The 18,758-nt window shown below is 70.1% G+C and carries 20 protein-coding genes; 9 read left to right on the forward strand and 11 right to left on the reverse strand.

The genetic code is table 11. The features are described from left to right. Positions 1-168 precede the first annotated feature (168 nt). The 3 genes from AC4PMY_RS12895 to AC4PMY_RS12905 all read left to right on the forward strand — a co-directional run bounded on the left by AC4PMY_RS12895 (position 169) and on the right by AC4PMY_RS12905 (position 2,364). A complete protein-coding gene (locus AC4PMY_RS12895) occupies positions 169-618 on the forward strand; it encodes a hypothetical protein (RefSeq protein WP_071258622.1) in 450 nt (149 codons plus the stop codon). Positions 619-733: 115 nt separating this feature from the next. Then, entirely contained in the window at positions 734-1,708 is a 975-nt protein-coding gene (locus tag AC4PMY_RS12900; protein WP_491622901.1) for a DMT family transporter, read from the forward strand. Next, entirely contained in the window at positions 1,705-2,364 is a 660-nt protein-coding gene (locus tag AC4PMY_RS12905) for a GntR family transcriptional regulator (protein ID WP_491622902.1), read from the forward strand. The genes AC4PMY_RS12900 and AC4PMY_RS12905 overlap by 4 nt, the downstream gene beginning before the upstream one ends. A gap of 115 nt (positions 2,365-2,479) precedes the next feature. Here the strand turns inward: AC4PMY_RS12905 and AC4PMY_RS12910 are convergent, their stop codons facing one another. Then, entirely contained in the window at positions 2,480-4,027 is a 1,548-nt protein-coding gene (locus AC4PMY_RS12910) for a sensor histidine kinase (RefSeq protein WP_491622903.1), read from the reverse strand. Between the two features lie 80 nt (positions 4,028-4,107). Then, positions 4,108-4,899 carry a response regulator transcription factor gene (locus AC4PMY_RS12915; protein WP_064295688.1) on the reverse strand — a complete coding sequence of 264 codons (792 nt, stop codon included), beginning with the start codon at positions 4,897-4,899 and terminating at the stop codon, positions 4,108-4,110. A 110-nt stretch (positions 4,900-5,009) separates the two neighbouring features. On the opposite strand from AC4PMY_RS12915, the gene AC4PMY_RS12920 reads away from it, so the two are divergent. The 5 genes from AC4PMY_RS12920 to AC4PMY_RS12940 all read left to right on the forward strand — a co-directional run bounded on the left by AC4PMY_RS12920 (position 5,010) and on the right by AC4PMY_RS12940 (position 9,971). Beyond that, complete coding sequence (locus tag AC4PMY_RS12920; RefSeq protein WP_071258618.1) at positions 5,010-5,774, forward strand: GNAT family N-acetyltransferase; 765 nt, start codon at positions 5,010-5,012, stop codon at positions 5,772-5,774. A gap of 287 nt (positions 5,775-6,061) precedes the next feature. Next, positions 6,062-7,792, forward strand: a complete 1,731-nt coding sequence (locus tag AC4PMY_RS12925) for a dihydroxyacetone kinase family protein (RefSeq protein ID WP_491622904.1) — start codon at positions 6,062-6,064, stop codon at positions 7,790-7,792. 98 nt (positions 7,793-7,890) lie between these two features. Continuing rightward, a complete protein-coding gene (locus tag AC4PMY_RS12930) occupies positions 7,891-8,352 on the forward strand; it encodes a ribose-5-phosphate isomerase (protein WP_071258616.1) in 462 nt (153 codons plus the stop codon). A 26-nt stretch (positions 8,353-8,378) separates the two neighbouring features. Continuing rightward, positions 8,379-9,155, forward strand: a complete 777-nt coding sequence (locus AC4PMY_RS12935) for a triose-phosphate isomerase family protein (RefSeq protein ID WP_491622905.1) — start codon at positions 8,379-8,381, stop codon at positions 9,153-9,155. Between the two features lie 102 nt (positions 9,156-9,257). Continuing rightward, positions 9,258-9,971, forward strand: a complete 714-nt coding sequence (locus AC4PMY_RS12940; RefSeq protein WP_240555556.1) for a GntR family transcriptional regulator — start codon at positions 9,258-9,260, stop codon at positions 9,969-9,971. Between the two features lie 91 nt (positions 9,972-10,062). Here the strand turns inward: AC4PMY_RS12940 and AC4PMY_RS12945 are convergent, their stop codons facing one another. The 6 genes from AC4PMY_RS12945 to AC4PMY_RS12970 all read right to left on the reverse strand — a co-directional run bounded on the left by AC4PMY_RS12945 (position 10,063) and on the right by AC4PMY_RS12970 (position 15,709). Further along, entirely contained in the window at positions 10,063-11,436 is a 1,374-nt protein-coding gene (locus tag AC4PMY_RS12945) for an MFS transporter (protein ID WP_064295683.1), read from the reverse strand. 214 nt (positions 11,437-11,650) lie between these two features. Next, a complete protein-coding gene (locus tag AC4PMY_RS12950) occupies positions 11,651-12,424 on the reverse strand; it encodes an SDR family NAD(P)-dependent oxidoreductase (protein WP_064295682.1) in 774 nt (257 codons plus the stop codon). 75 nt (positions 12,425-12,499) lie between these two features. After that, on the reverse strand, positions 12,500-13,453 hold the full coding sequence (locus tag AC4PMY_RS12955) for a 3-hydroxyacyl-CoA dehydrogenase family protein (protein ID WP_491622906.1): 954 nt from the start codon (positions 13,451-13,453) through the stop codon (positions 12,500-12,502). A gap of 27 nt (positions 13,454-13,480) precedes the next feature. Beyond that, positions 13,481-14,434: a sugar phosphate isomerase/epimerase family protein gene (locus tag AC4PMY_RS12960; protein ID WP_064295680.1), complete on the reverse strand. Its 954-nt coding sequence runs from the start codon at positions 14,432-14,434 to the stop codon at positions 13,481-13,483. A gap of 270 nt (positions 14,435-14,704) precedes the next feature. Beyond that, positions 14,705-15,400, reverse strand: coding sequence for an LON peptidase substrate-binding domain-containing protein (locus tag AC4PMY_RS12965; RefSeq protein WP_231884359.1), 696 nt, complete (start codon positions 15,398-15,400; stop codon positions 14,705-14,707). 87 nt (positions 15,401-15,487) lie between these two features. Continuing rightward, complete coding sequence (locus AC4PMY_RS12970; RefSeq protein WP_064295679.1) at positions 15,488-15,709, reverse strand: hypothetical protein; 222 nt, start codon at positions 15,707-15,709, stop codon at positions 15,488-15,490. A gap of 220 nt (positions 15,710-15,929) precedes the next feature. On the opposite strand from AC4PMY_RS12970, the gene AC4PMY_RS12975 reads away from it, so the two are divergent. Next, complete coding sequence (locus AC4PMY_RS12975; protein ID WP_124767435.1) at positions 15,930-16,139, forward strand: hypothetical protein; 210 nt, start codon at positions 15,930-15,932, stop codon at positions 16,137-16,139. Positions 16,140-16,214: 75 nt separating this feature from the next. Here the strand turns inward: AC4PMY_RS12975 and msrA are convergent, their stop codons facing one another. From msrA to AC4PMY_RS12990, 3 genes are all read right to left on the reverse strand, one after another. After that, positions 16,215-16,763: a peptide-methionine (S)-S-oxide reductase MsrA gene (gene msrA / locus AC4PMY_RS12980; protein ID WP_064295677.1), complete on the reverse strand. Its 549-nt coding sequence runs from the start codon at positions 16,761-16,763 to the stop codon at positions 16,215-16,217. 150 nt (positions 16,764-16,913) lie between these two features. Beyond that, on the reverse strand, positions 16,914-17,561 hold the full coding sequence (locus AC4PMY_RS12985) for an MOSC domain-containing protein (RefSeq protein WP_064295676.1): 648 nt from the start codon (positions 17,559-17,561) through the stop codon (positions 16,914-16,916). A gap of 81 nt (positions 17,562-17,642) precedes the next feature. After that, positions 17,643-18,749 carry a LacI family DNA-binding transcriptional regulator gene (locus tag AC4PMY_RS12990; RefSeq protein ID WP_064295675.1) on the reverse strand — a complete coding sequence of 369 codons (1,107 nt, stop codon included), beginning with the start codon at positions 18,747-18,749 and terminating at the stop codon, positions 17,643-17,645. Positions 18,750-18,758 lie beyond the last annotated feature (9 nt).

Raw genomic sequence — 18,758 nt, forward strand, 5'->3', positions numbered from 1 at the left:
ACCAGCGGCCCACGGACGGGCCGCGCAGGATACCTCCGTAGGAGGACGGGGGATCAGGCGCGCGGGCGATTCGGAACGGAGGCGGTCCGAGCAGGCTGGAACCATCAACCGATCAGCTCCGCACACCGCGGAGACAGCTCCGCACACCGCGGAGGAAGGAACCAGTTCATGTCCGCCTCAGCCACAACCGAGTCCACCACGATCTCGCCCGCCGAGGACGTGACCCTGGCAGACGCCCCGACCGAAGCGTTCGGCCCCGAGCCCCTCACCCAGGCCACGCCCGTGCAGGAGGTCGCGCCGACCCAGCCGACGACGCCCGTGCCCCTCGCACCCGTACCCGCCCCGACGGCCGTCGACCGCGAGAGCTCGACCCAGACACTGTCGATCATCGCGTTCGCCCTGTCGATCGCCGCGGTCGTCGCGCCGTCGTTCGTGCTCCTGCCGATCGCCTCGCTCGTGCTCGGCATCATCGCGCTCGCCCGCAAGCCGAAGTCGAAGGGCTTCGCCCTCACCGCCGTCATCATCTCCGGCACCATGCTGGCGCTCGCCCTGATCGTCGCCGCCGGCGCAGCCCTCCTGCTCGGGGTGTCGGTGATCAGCGGCGGTTACGCCGGCTGACCCGGTCTCCCTCCCGACGCCCGTCCGCTCCTCGAGCGGGTGGGCGTCGTGGCGTGTGTACCGGACATCCCATGCAGCCGTTGATTGTTACACAATCTTGCGGCAAGCTGTCCCCATGACCCGTTCGCCGATGGCGACCCCGACGACCGGCAGCAGCACCGCCGCGGGGCGCCTGCCCGTCGCCGCCGCGATCCTCGCCGCCGTGTGCTTCGGGACGACGGGGACGGCTCACGCGCTCCTGCCGATCGAGGTGGGTTCGGTCGCCTTCGGCGCCGCACGCATCGTCTTCGGCGGAGCGTTGCTCGTCCTCGTGTGGGCGGCGTTCGCCCATCGCTCCGGGTCCACGAGGCCGCCTCGCCCCGGCGCCGTGGAACTCGGGAGGCCCGTCCTGATCATCGCCGTCATCGTCGGTACGGTCGGCGTCACCGCGTACCAGCCGTTCTTCTTCCTCGGAGTGGAACGCAACGGTGTCGCGATCGGGACCCTCACGGCGCTCGGCTCCGCACCCGCCATCACCGGCCTCCTCGAATGGGCGATCCATCGCCGGCGCCCGAGCGGTCGCTGGTTCCTGGCCACGATCGTCGCCGCGACCGGTGTCGCCGTCCTGTCCGGAGTGACGGGCGGCGGGATCGGGACCGTCTCGGTGGACGGGCTGCTCGCGTCCGTCGGCGCCGGAGCCTCGTACGCCCTGTACACGCTCTGCAGCAAGGCACTCATCGAACACGGGTGGACACCGCTCGGCACCATGGCGGCGCTCTTCGGCGGAGCGGCGCTCGTCTCGGTGCCGATCCTCCTCGCCACCGAGACCGCCTGGATCCTCACGGCACCCGGCGCACTCGCGGTCGTGTGGCTCGCGCTGGTGAACACGGTGGCGGGGTACCTGCTGTTCGGCTACGCGCTCGGCGGGTTGCCCGCGTCACGGGTCGCGACGCTCACGCTCTTCGAGCCGTTGACGGCGACGCTCCTCGGCATCCTGCTCCTCGGAGAGTCCTTCGGGCCCTCGACCATCGTCGGTGCAGCGCTGCTCGTGACCGGACTCGCGATCCTCGTCGTGCCCACGCGCACCGATCGTCGCGAGGTCGCCCGATGACCGCGGTCGACGCCGTCGCAGATGCACTGCGGGAGGACATCCTCGACGGACGACTCGGCGCGGACGAGCCGTTGCGGGAGACCGCCCTCACCGTCCGGTTCGGCGTCAACCGGCACACCGTCCGGGCGGCACTGCAGGCGCTCGCGGCGGAGCGCCTCGTCACGTTCGAGGCCTACCGCGGCGCACGGGTGCGGTCGTTCAGCGACGCCGATGTGCTCGCCCTCATGGAGTACCGGACGGCGATCGAGGCCGAGGCGGTCCGGCTGCTGCGAACACGTGCTGAGCCGTCGTCGCGCCCACCGGCCTCGATCATCGCGGCGAACGACAACCTCCGACGCATCTGCATCGACCGGCCCGGCGATCACCGCGCCATCGAGGTCGCGCACGCCGAGCTGCACCACGCGATCGTCGCCGCGGCCCGGAGCCCTCGACTGAGCGAGGCGCACGCTGGCCTGCTCGCCGAGCTCGGCCTGTTCATGGTGCAGCTCCGGAGCGTCCTCCCGCCGGAGGAACTCATCGCCCAGCACGACCGACTCGTCGACGCCCTCAGCGGCGACCACGGCGAGGAGGAGCTCCGCGCGCACCTCGCGCACTCGGCGGAACAGCTCATCGCGCTCCGCCGATCGGCCCCCGAAAGCATCCGGTCCGTTCCCTGAGCCACCCCTCCCCTTCCAGTCCCTGAGCCTGTCGAAGGGCGCCTCGACAAGCTCGGTGACCGTGACCGTGAGCGGCTCGGTGACCGGATGGAACTCGACGACCGCGGTCGTGCGATCAGCCTCGCGTCGAGGTGACCGTCTCCGGCAGCGAGCCGGTGGCGTCGGCCGCCGGGCGGACCGCGGGGTGCTCCTCGGACGGACCCGACCACGGCAGCGTCACCGTGAACGTCGTGCCGGCGGAGGACGAGGCGACCTCGATCGAGCCCTCGTGGCCCTCGGCGATCGACAGGGCGATCGCCAGCCCGAGGCCCGTGCTGCCGGCCGCACGCGAGCGCGACGAGTCGGCCCGGGCGAACCGGTCGAAGAGTTCGGGGAGGAAGGCCTCGTCGATGCCGGGTCCGTCGTCGGCGATCGTCAGCGAGGCGCGCTGCGGCTCGTCGGGACTCTTCGGTGCGCTGATGCGGGTGACCACGGAGGTGCCGGCCGGGGTGTGCACGGCGGCGTTCGACAGCAGGTTCACGACGAGCTGATGCAGGCGCTCGCGGTCGCCGCGCACGACGATCGCGCGCTCCGGCACGTCGACCGACCAGTGGTGCGCCGGCGCCGAGACCGCCGCGTCGCTCACGGCGGCGGCGACGAGGTCGCTCAGGTCGACGTCGTCGAGGTGCAGATCCTGGCCCTCGTCGAGACGCGCCAACAGGAGCAACTCGCTGACGAGCGAACTCATCCGGGTCGCCTCCGACTCGATGCGGGCGAGCGCGTGCTCCGTCATGGGCGGGAGACTCTCACTGTCCTGACGGGTGAGCTCGGCGTAGCCCTGGATCGCGGCGAGCGGCGTCCGGAGTTCGTGGCTCGCGTCGGTGACGAACCGACGCATGCGCTTGTCGGTCGCGGCTCGGACGGCGAGTGCGCGGTCGACGTGGTCGATGAGGCCGTTGAGCGCCTCGCCGACCTTGCCGATCTCCGTCCGAGGGTCGGTGTCGGCCTGATCGACCCGCACGTCGATCCCGGTGTCACCGCGCTCGAGTTGCAGCGTGGACACCTCCTCGGCGGCGGCGGCCACGCGGGACAATGGTCGGAGCCCGAGGCGTACCACGATGATCGCCCCGATGATGGTGACCGCGAGCGCGAGCACGGCGAGGATCGCGATGACGATCGCCTCCTGCTGCACGGCCGCTCGCGGGGTGGCGAGCGAGACGCCGGCCACGAGGGTCTCGCCGTCGCCGTGGTCGAGGAACTCGAGCCGGTACCCGCCGAGCGATCCCAACTCGATGTTCTGTCGCTCGGAGCCGTCGGCCGCGACGGCCTCCTCGATGAGCGCCTTCGTCCGCACGTCGAGCGCCGTAGCGTTGGACTGGGTGAAGCGCGCGGAGTCGACGATCGCACCGTCAGCGACGAGCGCGATGAGCGTGCCGGGACCATGGCCGACGTAGTCCACGAACGGCTTTACGTAACCGGGCTCGCCGCGGGTGGCATCGGGGTCGACCACGGCTCCCCCACCGGCCTGCTGATCGTGGAACTTCACCACGGAGTGTTCGAAGGCCTCCATCGATCCCGTGAGCTGGGTGTCGACGACGGCGGTGACCGACGCTTCGACCGTGACGATCGTGAGGATGCCCGACACCGCGAGGACCGCGGCGATGACCGCGGCGATGCCCGTCACCAGCCGTCGCTGGAGCGTCCACGGGTGCCGCCGGTCCACCCGAGGCGTCGGCACGCCCGCAGTCGGAACCGAAGCGGTGCTCATTCGACCGGCCGCAGCACGTATCCGACACCGCGGACGGTGTGGATCATCGGCGCCCGGTCGGCGTCGATCTTCTTGCGGAGATAGGAGACGTAGAGGTCGACGATGCTGGCCTTGCCGGCGAAGTCGTAGTTCCACACGCGGTCGAGGATCTGGGCGCGACTCAGCACGCGCTTCGGGTTGCGCATGAAGTAGCGGAGCAGCTCGAACTCCGTCGTCGTGAGCGCCACCGGCTCGCCGTCGCGGCTGACCTCGTAGCTGCGCTCGTCGAGGAAGAGCCCGCCGATCGTGATGCGGGAGTCGTCGTCGGACACGACGTGCGCGGTGCGGCGGAGGAGACCACGGAGGCGGGCCACGAGCTCCTCGAGCGAGAACGGCTTCGTCATGTAGTCGTCGCCGCCCGCGGTGAGTCCCATGATGCGGTCGTCCACCGAGTCGCGTGCGGTGAGGAACAGGGTCGGGGTGCCCGATTCCGGCTCCCCCTGCGAGAAGCTGCGGAGCTGGCGGAGGACGCTCAGCCCGTCCATGTCGGGCAGCATGATGTCGAGGACGACGACGTCCGGACGTTCCGTGCGGTAGCGCTGGACAGCCTCGCGACCGTTGGTGGCGACGTCCACGACCCACCCCTCATAGCCGAGGGCCAGGCTCACGAGGTCGGTCAGGACCGCTTCGTCGTCGACGAGGAGGACGCGGATGGGTGAACCGTCGGCCCGGTACATCCGCGGTAGCTTGGCGAGGACCGCCCGGCGGCGCCCCGAGTCGACGATCTGCGTTGGCAGGTCGGAGGGCATGGGTCGATTATCCGTCGTCGAGCTGCGAGGCGCGGGAGCGACGGGCGATTCATAGAGGCCTCATATCTTTTCAGGCCGAGCCCATGGGTGCGGTGCCTACCGTGGAGGGCATGACCCGAGCAGAGCCCCTGGGCACGTCGTTCGCCCCCCGCCGTCGCCGGACGGCCGGAGCGACGGCCGAGCCCGCGGACCGGATCCGGAGCGGCCTCGCCGCCGCGGTCCGGGCTCTGCGTCCCCTGTTCCCGGCAGGCGTCTCACGTCCTCGCTTCCTCCGCGGGCCGCGGATCGAGGCTCCGGTCGACGCGCACCCGATCAGCACCGACCGCCTCGTCCTGCGTCGCCACCGGTTGGAGGACGCCGAGGCCTGGTACCGCATCCAGTCCACGCCCGAGGTCGTCGAGCACCTGCCGTGGCCCGTCCGCGACCGGGAGGCGTCCCGCGAGCACCTGCGCCACCGCGTCCGGCACAGCCGCCTCTGGCAGTCGGGCGACTTCCTCGCCCTGGCCGTCGAGCACGACGGACGGCTCGTCGGCGACGTCTCCCTGCACCTCCGCGACGTCCAGCCCGCCGAGCGCTCGGTCGAGATCGGATGGGTCCTCGACCCCGCCGTCGGCGGACGCGGTCTCGCGAGCGAGGCCTCGGCCGCCATGATCGACCTGGCGTTCCGCGAGGTCGGGGCGAAGACCGTGACGGCGGTCATCGAGCCGGAGAACACCAGGTCCATCGCCCTGGCCGAGCGGCTCGGCTTCCTGCGGGCGACCGCTCCGCGCCGCTCATCGAGCATCACCTTCGCGATCACGCCCTCGCTCCTCGCGGCACGCCGAGCGGAACGCGTCGAATCCGCGCAGACGGAGTCGACCGCCACGCGTCCCTGATCGCCGGCGTCCCGATCGCCGAACCTGCCGGGGCCGAGTCTCCCCCACTCGAGCCTCGGCAGGTTCAGCCGTCGGGACGCCGTCGACGTGTGCCCCTCGAGTCACACGCTCACAACTCAGGTGCTCCCCGGCGCGTCGTCTCCGGCTGCTGCCCGACGGTGCCGACCCGCCGGCGGTCTCCTGAGTTCTGCGCAGCTCAGGGTTCCGGTCGGTTCCAATATCCTATAGGATTGTCGCGATGCGCCGGCTTGCGCCGGATCGACGGACTCGATGACGAGGAGATGCAGATGACCAGGCTCTGGAACCGACCGGCCGACTTCGCGGATGAGATGGTGGACGGCTTCGTCCGCGCCAACGGACGCTGGGTACGCAAGGTCTCCGGCGGGGTGTCGCGCTCCACGAAGTCCGCGGAACCGGAGGTCGCCCTCGTGATCGGTGGCGGATCCGGCCACTACCCCGCCTTCGCCGGCCTCGTCGGCCCAGGACTCGCCCACGGCGCGGCCATGGGCAACCTCTTCGCCTCGCCGTCCGCGCACCAGGTGGAGAGCGTCGTCCGCGCGAGCGAGCAGGGACGGGGCGTCCTCCTCAGCTACGGCAACTACGCCGGCGACGTCCTGCACTTCACCGCCGCCCAGGACGCCGTGCGTGCCGACGGCATCGACTGCCGCACCGTCACCGTGACCGACGACATCTTCAGCGCACCGCCCACCGAACTCGAGAAGCGCCGCGGGATCGCGGGCGACCTCACCGTCTTCAAGGTCGCGGGCGGCGCTGCCGCTGGTGGGTACTCCATCGACGACGTCGAGCGCGTGGCGGTCCTGGCCAACGCCCGGACCCGTTCGATGGGTGTCGCGTTCTCCGGGTGCACGCTGCCCGGTGCCGACGAACCGCTGTTCTCCGTGCCGGAGGGACGCATGGCCGTCGGGCTCGGCATCCACGGCGAGCCCGGCATCGACGAGACCGACATCCCCTCCGCGGACGGACTGGCGGAGCTGTTCGTGCACCACCTCCTGGCCGAGGCCGAGATCCCGGAGGGCGTCACGCCGAAGGGAGCGCGTGTCGTCCCGATCCTCAACGGCCTCGGCTCCGTGAAGTCCGAAGAGCTGTTCGTCGTCTACGACCGCATCGCCTCCCTGCTGGAGGACGCCGGGATCACCCTCGTCGACCCGCAGGTCGGTGAGTTCTGCACGAGCTTCGACATGGCCGGTGTCTCGCTCACCCTGCTCTGGGTGGACGAGGAGCTGGAGCGACTGTGGAGTGCCGCTGCGGACACACCCGCGTTCCGCACGGGTGCCGTCGACACCGGCGCGCTCGAGACCGTGGCCGCCGACGACACCGAGGACGTCGCCTTCCAGGTCCCGGACGCCTCGCTCGAGTCGCAGGAGTCGGCGGCCGTCGTGGCCGACGCGATCTCCGCGATCCACGAACTCCTCGCGGAGCACGCGGACGAGCTGGGACGCCTCGACGCCATCGTCGGCGACGGCGACCACGGCATCGGCATGGACCGCGGGGCGACCGCCGCCGCCGAGGAGGCCGGACGCCTGCGCGAGACCGGAGCCGGCGTGGCGACCCTCCTCGACCGCGCGGGCGACGCCTGGTCCGACCGCGCCGGTGGCACCTCGGGTGCCCTGTGGGGCGTCATGCTCCGCACCCTCGGCGAGCGCCTCGGCGACGCCGAGCGCCCGACCGCCACCGCTGTGAGCGAGGGCGTGACCGCCGCCAAGGACGCCGTCATGCGCTACGGCAAGGCGTCCGTCGGCGACAAGACGCTCGTCGACGCGCTGGTCCCGTTCGCCGACACGCTGGCCGAGCGCGTCGCCGCCGGCGACGACCTCTCCACCGCCTGGACCACGGCGGCGGCAGCGGCCACCACCGCGGCCCACGACACGGCCGGTCTCATGCCCGGCATGGGCCGCGCCCGCTCGCACGGCTCGAAGGCCGTCGGTGTCGAGGACCCCGGAGCCGTCTCGCTCGCCCTCATCGTCGAGCGTGTCGGCACCCTCCTCGCCGAGCGCTGACGCCCGATCCACCGACACACAACCCGCTCCCTGAAGCTACCCCTGCACCGGTCCCTGAGCCTGTCGACGGGCCCCGCTCCAACAACGAAAGGCACACCATGACCCGCACCTGGCGAATCGTCATCGGCTCCGATGACGCCGGTTACGACTACAAGGAGATCCTCAAGCGCGACCTCGAGGCGAGCGATCTGGTCGCCTCCGTGGTCGACGTCGGGGTCGACGCCGACGGCCACACCAACTACCCGACCGTCGCGGTGACCGCGGCCGAGATCGTCGCCCGCGGCGAGGCCGACCGCGCGCTGCTCATCTGCGGCACGGGCCTCGGTGTCGCGATCGCGGCGAACAAGGTCCAGGGCATCCGAGCCGTCACCGCACACGACGGATTCTCCGTCGAACGCGGAGTGCTGTCGAACGACGCCCAGGTGCTCTGCATGGGCCAGCGCGTCGTCGGCATCGAACTCGCCCGCCGCAACGTGCGCGAGTGGCTCACCTACGAGTTCGACGCCTCGAGCGCGTCGAACGACAAGGTGCAGGAGATCAGCGCGTACGAAGCGTCCTGATGTCAGGACGTCCCAGACTCGTCGGCGTGAGCCTGAAGATGTACTTCGGGCACGCGCAGACGCTCGACTGGTGCTCGGTCGTCGCGGGGGTGTCGGCCGAGCACCACGCACTCCGATCCGGCGCGGCTGAGCTGTTCGTCATCCCCGGATACCTCTCGGTGACCGGCGCGGTCGAGCGGCTCCACGGCGTCGCGTCCGTGGGGGCTCAGGACCTCGCGACCGAGGACACCGGGGCGTTCACCGGCGAGGTGAGCGGTGCGGAGCTCCGCGAGGTCGGCTGCGAGGTCGTCGAGGTCGGACACGCGGAGCGACGCCGACTGTTCGGCGAGACGCGCGACGTCGTCCGCGCAAAGACGACCGCCGCGCTCCGCAACGGGCTCGCGCCGGTGCTGTGCATCGGAGAGGCCGAGCGCGGAGACGCCGAGACGGCGGCTGAGGAATGCGTCGCACAGCTCGACGACGCCCTGGCGGGGGCGGTCGCCGCCGGGATCGTGGGCCGCCTCATCGTCGCCTACGAACCGCACTGGGCCATCGGCGCCTCTGAGGCCGCGAGTCCAGCCCACATCCGCGCGGTGTGCCTCCGGCTGCGTGGTCACCTCGACGTCCTCGACACGAGGGGTGTGGTCGACACCTCCTCGGCCGTCATCTACGGCGGGAGCGCCGGACCCGGCCTGCTCACCACGATCGGCGACGCGGTCGACGGGGTCTTCCTCGGCCGCTTCGCCCACGATCCGGCAGCCCTCGCGCTGGTGCTCGACGAGGTGGCCGGTCTCGACCGCGCGGGCTCCGACCTGCCGCGATGACAGCTGGAGGCCCCGTAAACTGGTCATCGACGATCATCGCGGCCGCTCGACCGGAGGTCCCCCTCCGTGACGACGCCTCGAGCACACCCTTCGGAGCCTGCCGTGGTTGATGCCGTGTTCCCGCTCGGCGCCTCCTCTTCGCTCGAGCGCCGTGGTCTGCGCGACCGCGTCTACGAGCTGGTGCTCGACATGCTGCTCAGCTCCGGCATCGAACCGGGCGCCCGGCTGTCCATCGACGCCATCGCCCGCGACCTCGACGTCTCACCCACGCCCGTCCGTGAGGCACTCGTCCAGTTGGAACGCACCGGGCTCGTCACCCGCGTCACCCACAAGGGCTACCGGGTGGCACCGCCGCTCGCCGACGATCAGCTCGAGTCGCTGTTCGACGCCCGCATCGTGCTCGAGAGCGGCGCCACCGCGCTGGCCGCCGCCCACGCCGACGAGCTCGTCCCGGCCCTCGAGGTCGCCCTCGCGCAGCACGTCGAGATGACCGCCAGGGTGCGCGCCGCGGCATCGGCCGGCGAGATCCCCGTCGCACTCCTCCGCGAGTACTTCGCGGTGGACTGGAACTTCCACCACCTCATCTTCGAGGGCACCCGCAACCCCTTCCTCCTCGACATGTCCGAGGGCATCTCCACCCGCGTGCACCGCATGCGCCAGACGGTCGAGACGGGTGTCACCGACGCCGACCAGGCCGTCGTCGAGCACCGAGCCATCCTCGACGCGTTCTCCGACGGCCCCGAGGCCGCCGCGGCGGCCATGCGCTCGCACATCGAGCTCGTGCGCACCCGCGCCCGCACCGACGCCGAGCACTGAGCCGCCTTCCTCCGGTCCCTGAGCCTGTCGAAGGGCGCAGAACGGGGCCGACCGCCTGAGCGATCGACCCCGTCCGGGAGTTGCGTCGTGACTAGTGCGCCGTGCGGGTCGCCGTCGTCTCGAGCAGCTCGTCCGCCTTCGCCCCACGGAAGAACCGGGTGCAGTAGAGCATCGCGGCCGCGAGGAAGGCGAACACGCCGAGCGAGACCACACCCCAGACACCGCTGTCGGTCGGCACGCTCTCGTTGATCCCGGTGCGCATGATCGGGGCGACGAAGCCGCCGAGGTTACCGAGCGAGTTGATGAGGCCGATGCCCGCCGCCGCAGCCGTTCCGGTGAGGAACGCCGTCGGGTAGGCCCACGTGATCGGCCCGACCGAGAGGAAGCTCGCCACCGCGATGGTGATGAACAGGATGCCGAGGATCGGCTGGTTGTTCGCACCCGCCCAGGCCGAGGCCAGGATGAACACGCCGGTGGAGATGTAGAACCACGTGCCCCAGGTGCGGCGCCGGACGACCGTGTTCGCGTTCCGCCCCACGTAGTAGCAGGCGAACAGACCCACGAGCCACGGGATGGCCGCCACGAGACCGACCTGCCAGCCGACGTCCTGACCGATGAGGTTCGACACCTGCTGCGGGAGGTAGAACGTCGTGCCGTACACCGCGATCTGCAGGCAGAAGTAGATGATGGTGAAGTACCACACCTTCCAACTCGTCATCGCCTTCGCGATACCGGTCGGGCCGTCCGACTGCCGGACGGTGTCCTCGCGTTCCATCGCGGCCGTCAACGAGTCCTTCTCCTGTTGGTCCAGCCACTTCGCCTGTTGCGGCGAGTTGGTGAGGAAGTAGAGCGCGGCGAAACCGGCGAGGACCGCGAGCATGCCCTCGGCGAAGAACATCACCTGCCAGCCGTGCCACGGGGTCAGGGCGTCACCGAAGCTGATGAGGCCACCGCTCAGCGGCGCGCCGAGCATCTGCGAGAAGGGCTGTGCCAGGTAGAAGATCGAGAACATCTGGACGCGGACCTTGTTCGGGAACCACTCCGACAGGAACATGATGACGCCGGGGAAGAGCCCGGCCTCGGTCACGCCGAGCAGGAAGCGCAGGACGATGAACATCGTGTCGTTCGTCGTGAAGGCGAACAGGGCGGCGACGATGCCCCAGGTCACTGCGATGCGGGCGAGCCAGAACCGGGCGCCGAACTTCTTCAGCAGCAGGTTGCTCGGGATCTCGAAGATCGCGTAGCCGATGAAGAAGATGCCGGCACCGAGGGCGAAGGCACCGTTCGAGATGCCGCGGTCGACGCTGAGCGCCTCCTCGGCGAAGCCGACGTTCGTGCGGTCCAGGAACGCGACGAAGTACAGGATGACGAGCATCGGCATGAGGTGCTTCGACGCCTTGCGGATCGCCGACTTCAGCGCCGGATCGTTGGTCGATCCGATCGCCGGCGGATTGGGTGTGGACAAGACACTCTCCTTTGAGATGACTGGTGCGGGTGGGTGCTACTGGCGTTACTGCTGCTGCTGGCGGTGGTCAGGAGACCATCGAGGGGATGATCATCCAGAGGCCGATGCCGACGAAGACGACGCCGAGACCGAGGAAGATCAACCGGGATTTGGTCCACTGACCGGTGAGGTGCTGCATGGTGCTGCTCCGTTCGCTCGTGGTGCGTGTGGTGGATCAGTGCATGTAGAGGCCGCCGTCGACGTTCAGCGTCTGACCGGTGACGAAGCCGGCGTCCTCACTGATGAGGTAGGCGATGGCGGCCGCGATGTCGCGCGGGGTGCCGATGCGCGGCAGGACGCCGTCGGCGGCCATGGCCGTCTTGCGCTCCTCGGTGAGGGTGCCGCCCATGATGTCGGTGTCGATGGGTCCGGGCGAGATGGCGTTGACCGTGATGCCGTCGTGGCCGAGCTCGCGGGCGACGCTGCGGGTGAAGCCGATCACGCCGGCCTTCGCCGCTGAGTAGGCCGTCTTGCTGAAGGTGCCGCCGCCACGCTGGGCGGAGACGGACGACAGGCTGACGACACGACCGACGCCGTTCGACACCATCGACTCGACCGCACGGCGGGTCGTGTAGTGGACGCCGTTGAGGTTGATGTCGATGACGCGCTGCCACTCGTCGGCGCTCACCTCGAGGTAGGGCACCGGTGAGGCGACGCCCGCGAGGTTCACGAGGGCGACGAGCTGTGGGAGGGCGGCCTCGAGCGCGTCGAACGCGGCACGCACCTGCGCCTCGTCGGCGACGTTCGCGCCGGCGCCGGCCGCCTGCACCCCGTGCTGCTCCGCGATCTCGGCGGCGACCGCCTGCGCCGCAGCCTCGTCGAGATCGATGATCCCGATGTTCCAGCCGAGTTCGGCGAGGTGATGGGCTGAGGCGCGACCGATGCCGCGCGGGGAGGCTGCGCCGGTGAGGACGACGGTCTTGGATTCGGGGAAGGTGGTGGCGGTCATGGCCGGCCTTTCTGCGTGGGAGTGGTGAAGTCGGTGTCCGATCGAGTCGGACGTTGCGTTCGGTCGGCGCCGCGCTCAGTTGATGGGTGCGGGGCCGAGCTCGTCCATGAGCCGCTTGATCGCGACGTACGCCTTGTTGCGGTAAGCGATCAGCTCGGGGGTGCGGTCGGCCGGGACGTCGAGGTAGCCGGCACCCGACTTGGTGCCGAACTTGCCGGCGTCGACGAGCTCCTTGAGGGAGTCCGGTGTGGCGAACCGCTCGGGCCACCGGGTCTGGAGCGAGGCGTAGCAGAACGAGTACACGTCGAGTCCGGCCATGTCGGCGATCGCGAAGGGACCGAAGACGGGGAGCCGGAAGCCGAAGGTGGTGCGGACGATCGTGTCGATGTCCTCGGGCGTCGCGACGCCCTCCTCGACGAGCTGCGTCGCCTCGTGGAACAGCGCGTACTGCAGGCGGTTGAGCACGAAGCCCGTGGCGTCTTTGATGCGGGCGGTCTCCTTGCCGGTCGCCGCGACGATCTCCTCGACGGTGGCGATCGCCGCATCGGCTGTGGTCTCGTGCGGGATGAGTTCGACGCCGGGGATGAACGGGGCAGGGTTCGAGAAGTGGACGCCGAGGAACCGCTCCGGGTTCGTGACGGCCTCGGCGAGTGAACCGATGAGGATGGTCGAGGTGTTCGAGCCGATGATGGCGTCGGGTGAGGCTGCGGCGCTGATGCGACGGAGGGTCTCGTGCTTGATCTCGATCTTCTCGGGGACGGCCTCCTCGATGAAGTCGGCTCCGGTGACCGCCTCCTCGATGGACGCGGCGGGCGAGACGTTGGCGCGGATCCGCTCCACGGCGTCGGCCGGGAAGAGTCCGTCGGCGACGAACTGCTCGGCCTCGGCGATGAGGCGGTCGTAGTTCTTGCGCGCGATCTCCTCGGAGATGTCGGCGATGCGGACGGTGGCGCCGGACAGCGCGAGCACCTGGGCGATGCCGCCGCCCATGTACCCCGATCCGACGACGGCGATGGTGTGTGTGGTCATGATGAGGCTCTCCTGTGGTCGTCTGGATCAGGCCTGCGGCAGCAGGGTCCTGATGTACTTCTGGTTGGTGGAGCACATGCCGAGGCTGTCGCCGCCGTAGTGCTCGGCCAGGATGATGCCGTTGAAGCCGAGCTCGACGGCGTCGCGGAAGACCTGGCGGTAGTTGATGAGTCCGGCCTCCATGGTGGAGGGCACGGACGTCGCCCAGCTGCCGTCGGCCGCCTCGTCGCGGGTGTAGTTCTTCACGTGCATGTAGTTGGCGTAGGGCAGGGTCTTGGCGAACAGCTCGCGCCAGTCCTCCACCGGGCGGTGCAGGCGGATGAGGTTCGCGACGTCGGGGTTCAGGCCGACGTTGTCGAGCCCGACCTCCTCCACGAACCGGACCGCGCTGTCGGCGGTGCCGAGGTAGGTGTCCTCGTAGAGCTCGAGTGCGAGCGGCAGGCCCACGTCGGCCGCGTGCTTGCCGAGCTCGCGGATGCGGCTGACGGCGGCGTTCCAGACCTCGGGGTCGTCGGGGTCCTTCGGGCCCTGCGCGGTCCAGAACCACAGCGCCTTGCGCTGCGCGTCGTTGAACGGTTGGTGCAGGCCGGTGGAGAAGACCTGCATCCCCCACTCCGCCGCGGCGTCGATCGTGCGGTGCGCGTACTCGAGGTTGCGCTCCTCGTGGCCCGGCATGATCACGCTCTGCCGCTGCAGGTGGACGGACGGGACGCCGACGCCGTGCGACTTCGCGATGGCGAGGAACTCGTCGCGACGAGACGGTTCGAGGTCGGCGGGCCGGACATGGCTGTCGGGCAGTTCGGCGAGGGTGAACCCGACGCCGGCGACCTGCGCGAAGAGGTCGTCCCACGCTTCGGGTTCCGCGTCGTGCAGGGAGACGCCGTTGCGGTCGACGGGTGGGATGCCGTGCAGGCAGGTGGCGATGGGCCAGGTGTCGGCGGTCCATCGGGGGGTCGACGCGGTCGCGGTCGTATCCGTCATGATGCTCCATTGCGCTCAGGGACTGCTCGGGGCTGGTGCTCCCGGTCAAAAAGATCCTATAGGAAATAGTAAAGCGTTTCCACGAATGCGCAAGGGCACTTCGACAGGCTCAGTGACCGGCGGAAGGGAAGCTCAGTGACCGGCGGAGGGGAGGGTCAGTGAATGGTGGAGCGGGAGGCGAGCTTCCGGGGACCGAATCCAACCGGTCACCGAGTGCACCCGGTCACGACCACTCCGGTCACCGAGCCTGTCGAGGCGCGGCGTCGGGGCTCAGTCGCCGAGGATGTCCCAGTCCTCGTCGTCCGCGTCGGCGATGCCACCCGCGATGAAGGCCTCGCCGGCCTCGGTGGCGCGATCGCGCACGCCGACCAGCAGCTCTTCGAGCGAACCGGCCGACAGGAACCGCATCTGGTCGATCTCGCTCACCGGCGCGATGCCCGCCAGCTGCCAGGACGACTCCAGCGGGTCGTCGGCGAGCTCCACGACCGAGGCCCACTGCTGCTCACTGAACTCGCTGGCCACCGCGAGCGAACGCCGCACCGCCGCCTCGGTCTCATCCCGCAGCGGCTCCCAGCGCGCGTCCCACTCCAGGTCGTCGAGCGTTCGGATCTCAGCGCGTGGATACGGGTCGTCCGGCAGCCAGTCGGTCACCTCGAAGCGCTGACCGCCCTCGGCGATCACCGCAACGAAGCCCTCGCCGCCGTCGACCTCGACGATCTCCGCCACGGTCCCGGTGCGGAAGCGGTGCTCACCGCCTCCCGTCTCACGGCCACGCTCGATGAGCACGACGCCGAACGCCGGGTCCTCGGCCTCGAGCAGGTGCGCCAACATGGTGAGGTAGCGCTCCTCGAAGAGCCGCAGGGCGAGCGGCATGTGTGGGAACAGCACGGAGCCGAGTGGGAACATCGGCAGCTCGAGGACCGGGAGGCCGGATGCCCACGGCTCGGCACTGAAGGAGTCGGTCATGCCAGTCCCCCTCCGCCTCGCGGGCCCGAACGACTATCGTCCACCCGAATCGTGCTGCGATCATAGCCGCCGGACACCGGAGGCCACTCAGGCGGCGAGGACGGCACGCAGCGCCTGATCGAACCGGATCGCGCGATCGACCTCGACCGCCGTCTCGTAGTCGGTTCCGCGCAGGGCCACGTGCAGTGGCCAGTCCACGTCGATGAACCCGACGCGCCGGTCGCCCACGAAGACGCCGAAGCGGTCTGCCGTGAGCTGCTCCACCCACGCACGGCGGAGTTCAGACGTCTCGCTACCGGTGGAGCCCATGGAACGACCTCTCTCGGCGGGTGCGACGACCGGGTCCGGACAACCGTCGAAGTATCTCGACTGTCTAGCTATCACCGCCGTGCTTCATCATGACAGCACGGCCGCGGGATGGACAACTCCCCTATCCGTCCGACGAAACGAGCACGAGGCGATGGCATCGTTGCGAGATCGTGCCGTGATGGTCCGCGGATCCTCAGGAACCGTCCGTAGGATGCTGATCGTGGGGTGGAAGTGGCCGTGGGGACGCAAGCGCATCGTCGATGCGCCGGTCGATGCCGGGTCCGACCCCTACCTCCAGTACCTCGAGTGGGTTCGCCTCGGCAAACCGTCGCTCGCGTCACCCGACGATCCACCGCTGCAGTTCGACCCGCGATTCGCGCCACGACTGGCCTCGGACGCCGTCAACTCCTCGCGCGCCGACGGCGTCTGAGTCTGCCGGTCTGAGCCCGCCGGTCCACGCACAGCACAGCGCCCGACACCGAGGTGACGGGCGCTGCGAAGGTACTTACGCGGTGGCCTGCTCCGCGACCTCGGCGCGGCGCGGGAGCTTCCAGCCCGGGCGCACGAAGTGGCAGGTGTAGCCCCACGGGATGCGCTCCAGGTAGTCCTGGTGCTCCGGCTCGGCCTCCCAGAACTCGGAGACCGGCTCGACCTCGGTGACGACCTTGCCGGGCCAGAGCCCTGAGGCGTCGACGTCGGCGATCGTGTCGCGCGCGACGCGCTCCTGCTCGGGCGAGGTGAAGAAGATCGCCGAGCGGTAGCTCAGGCCGACGTCGTTGCCCTGGCGGTTCTTGGTCGACGGGTCGTGGATCTGGAAGAAGAACTCCAACAGCTCGCGGAAGGACAGCTTGCTCGGGTCGAAGACGACCTCGAGGGCCTCCGCGTGGGTGCCGTGGTTGCGGTAGGTCGCGTTGGCGACATCGCCACCGCTGTAGCCCACGCGCGTCGACTTCACGCCCGGCATCTTCCGGACGAGGTCCTCCATGCCCCAGAAGCATCCGCCGGCCAGCACCGCGCGCTCGGTCGTCGTGCTCTGCTCGTCTGCTGCACTCATCGTGACTCCTCCTTCGTGCCGAGCACCGTGCGGGGTCCCCGCGTGCTCCGGTCTTCGGCTCCATGGTATGCAACAGCGTCCGCTTCCGGACTGTTCCGGGCGGGGCTTGCACTCAGCGGTCGCACAGGTGCGAGGACGCGACGGCGAAGCTCAGACGGTCGGCTTGCGGCGGAGCTGCTTGATCGACTCATGGATCTCGGGGGCCAGCACCACGGCGCCGGACCGCTCCGACTGCTCGAGGGTGACGGCCTGCGCCTCGTCCGCCGCGGCGAACCAGGAGGCGATGGTCACGCCGTGGCCGGGCTGTCGGACGATCTCGATCGGGTCGCCCGCCTGCACCGTCCCGCTCTTGACCACCTTGAGGTAGGCGCCGGGCCGTGCGGCGTCGGCGAAGCGCTTCACCCACCGTGGCTCGCCCAGGCGCCGCTGGAAGGTGCCGCACGGGGTGCGCGGACAGGTCACCTCGACGACGAGGGTGTCGCCGATCCGCCAGCGTTCACCGATCTCGGCACCGTTCACGTCGAGCCCCTGCGTACGGAGGTTCTCCCCGAACAGCCCCGGCGTGATCTCCCGACCGAGCTCGCCCTCCCAGAACCGCGCGTCCTCCTCGGCGTAGGCGTAGAGCGCCTTCGTCAGGCCGCCGTGGTGTTTGCGATCGGCCTGCACGTCGCCGTAGAGCCCCATCGGCCGCACGTGCAGCGGCTCGTCGACCGGGCGCTTGTCGATCGCGGTGACACCGATCGACCCGTCGTCCACCCGGAGGGCTTCGACGCGACAGAGGGCGAGGAGTTCAGACATGTGACCAGTCTGCCGTGTCGTCCGCGACCGTCCGGACGACGGGGCCGGTGCGGCTGAGGCGGAGTGGCTCAGTGGATCAGCTCAGGCGGACTCGCGGACGACGAGCGAGACACCCACCGAGCGTCGGACGGACGGCCCCGAAAGCGGGAGCGTGCCGGACATCATGCCGTCGAGCAACTCCAGGCTGTGCCGTGCGATGTCACCCTTGTCGACGGCGACGCTCGTCAGCTCAGGGGTGACGAAGCGACCGAGGTCGAGTCCGTCGATGCCGATGACGGCGACGTCCTCCGGCACGCCGACCCCGGCACGGGCGAGGCCCTTGAGCACGCCGACCGCCATGACGTCGTTGAAGACGAGTACGGCGTCGACGTCGGGCATCGCGGCGCGGCACCGCAGGGCGGCCGAGACCCCGCCCTGGTGGGTGTCCTCCGCCCAGGTCTCCGACGCCTCCGACCACGGCAGGCCGTGTTCCTTGAGGAACGCGCGGTACGCGAGACGACGTCCGGACGGTTCCGCCGAGGCGTCGATCATGGCGATCGACCGGCGCCCGGTCGCGACGAAGTGGGCGAGCGCCTGTCGGATGCCGTCCTCGAAGTCGATGTCGACGCCCGCCACCTGCAGCGCGGGCTGGGCGTCGGACGGGTCCGCTCCGGCCTCGGACTCCTCTGGCCGATGGTCGCCGAGGGAGACGAACGGGATGGTGGCGAAGGCGCCCTGGAGTGCTCCGTGGTCGGCGCCGTTGCGCCCGACGACCGCATCGACCTGCCGCGCGAGTTCGGCGAGCTGCGCACGTTCCGCGTCGGGGAGGTCCGGTCCGCGATCCGCTGCGGCGGGTCGGTCGCCCGATGCGTTCGCCGCTCCCCCGACCTCGGCGACCAACACGGTCCATCCGCGCTCTGCGGCCTGCTGCACGAGGGCGGCCGCGAGCTCCGGGTAGTAGGGGTTCCGCAGGTCGTCGACGACCAGTCCGAGCGTCGTCGTCCGGCCGCTCACCAGGTGCTGCGCAGCGCGGTTCGGTCGGTAGTTGAGCGAGGCTGCGACCTCGACGACCCGTTGCCTGGTGGCGTCGCTGACGTCGCGCATCCCGTTGAGCGCTCGGGTCACGGTCTGGCGGGAGACACCGGCGACCCGGGCGACGTCGATGATCGTCGCTCGCGCTGGAGCGTGATCGTCGCGGGGCCTGGTCATGGTCACATC

Source organism: Plantibacter sp. MDV22-iso1, assembly GCF_058408345.1.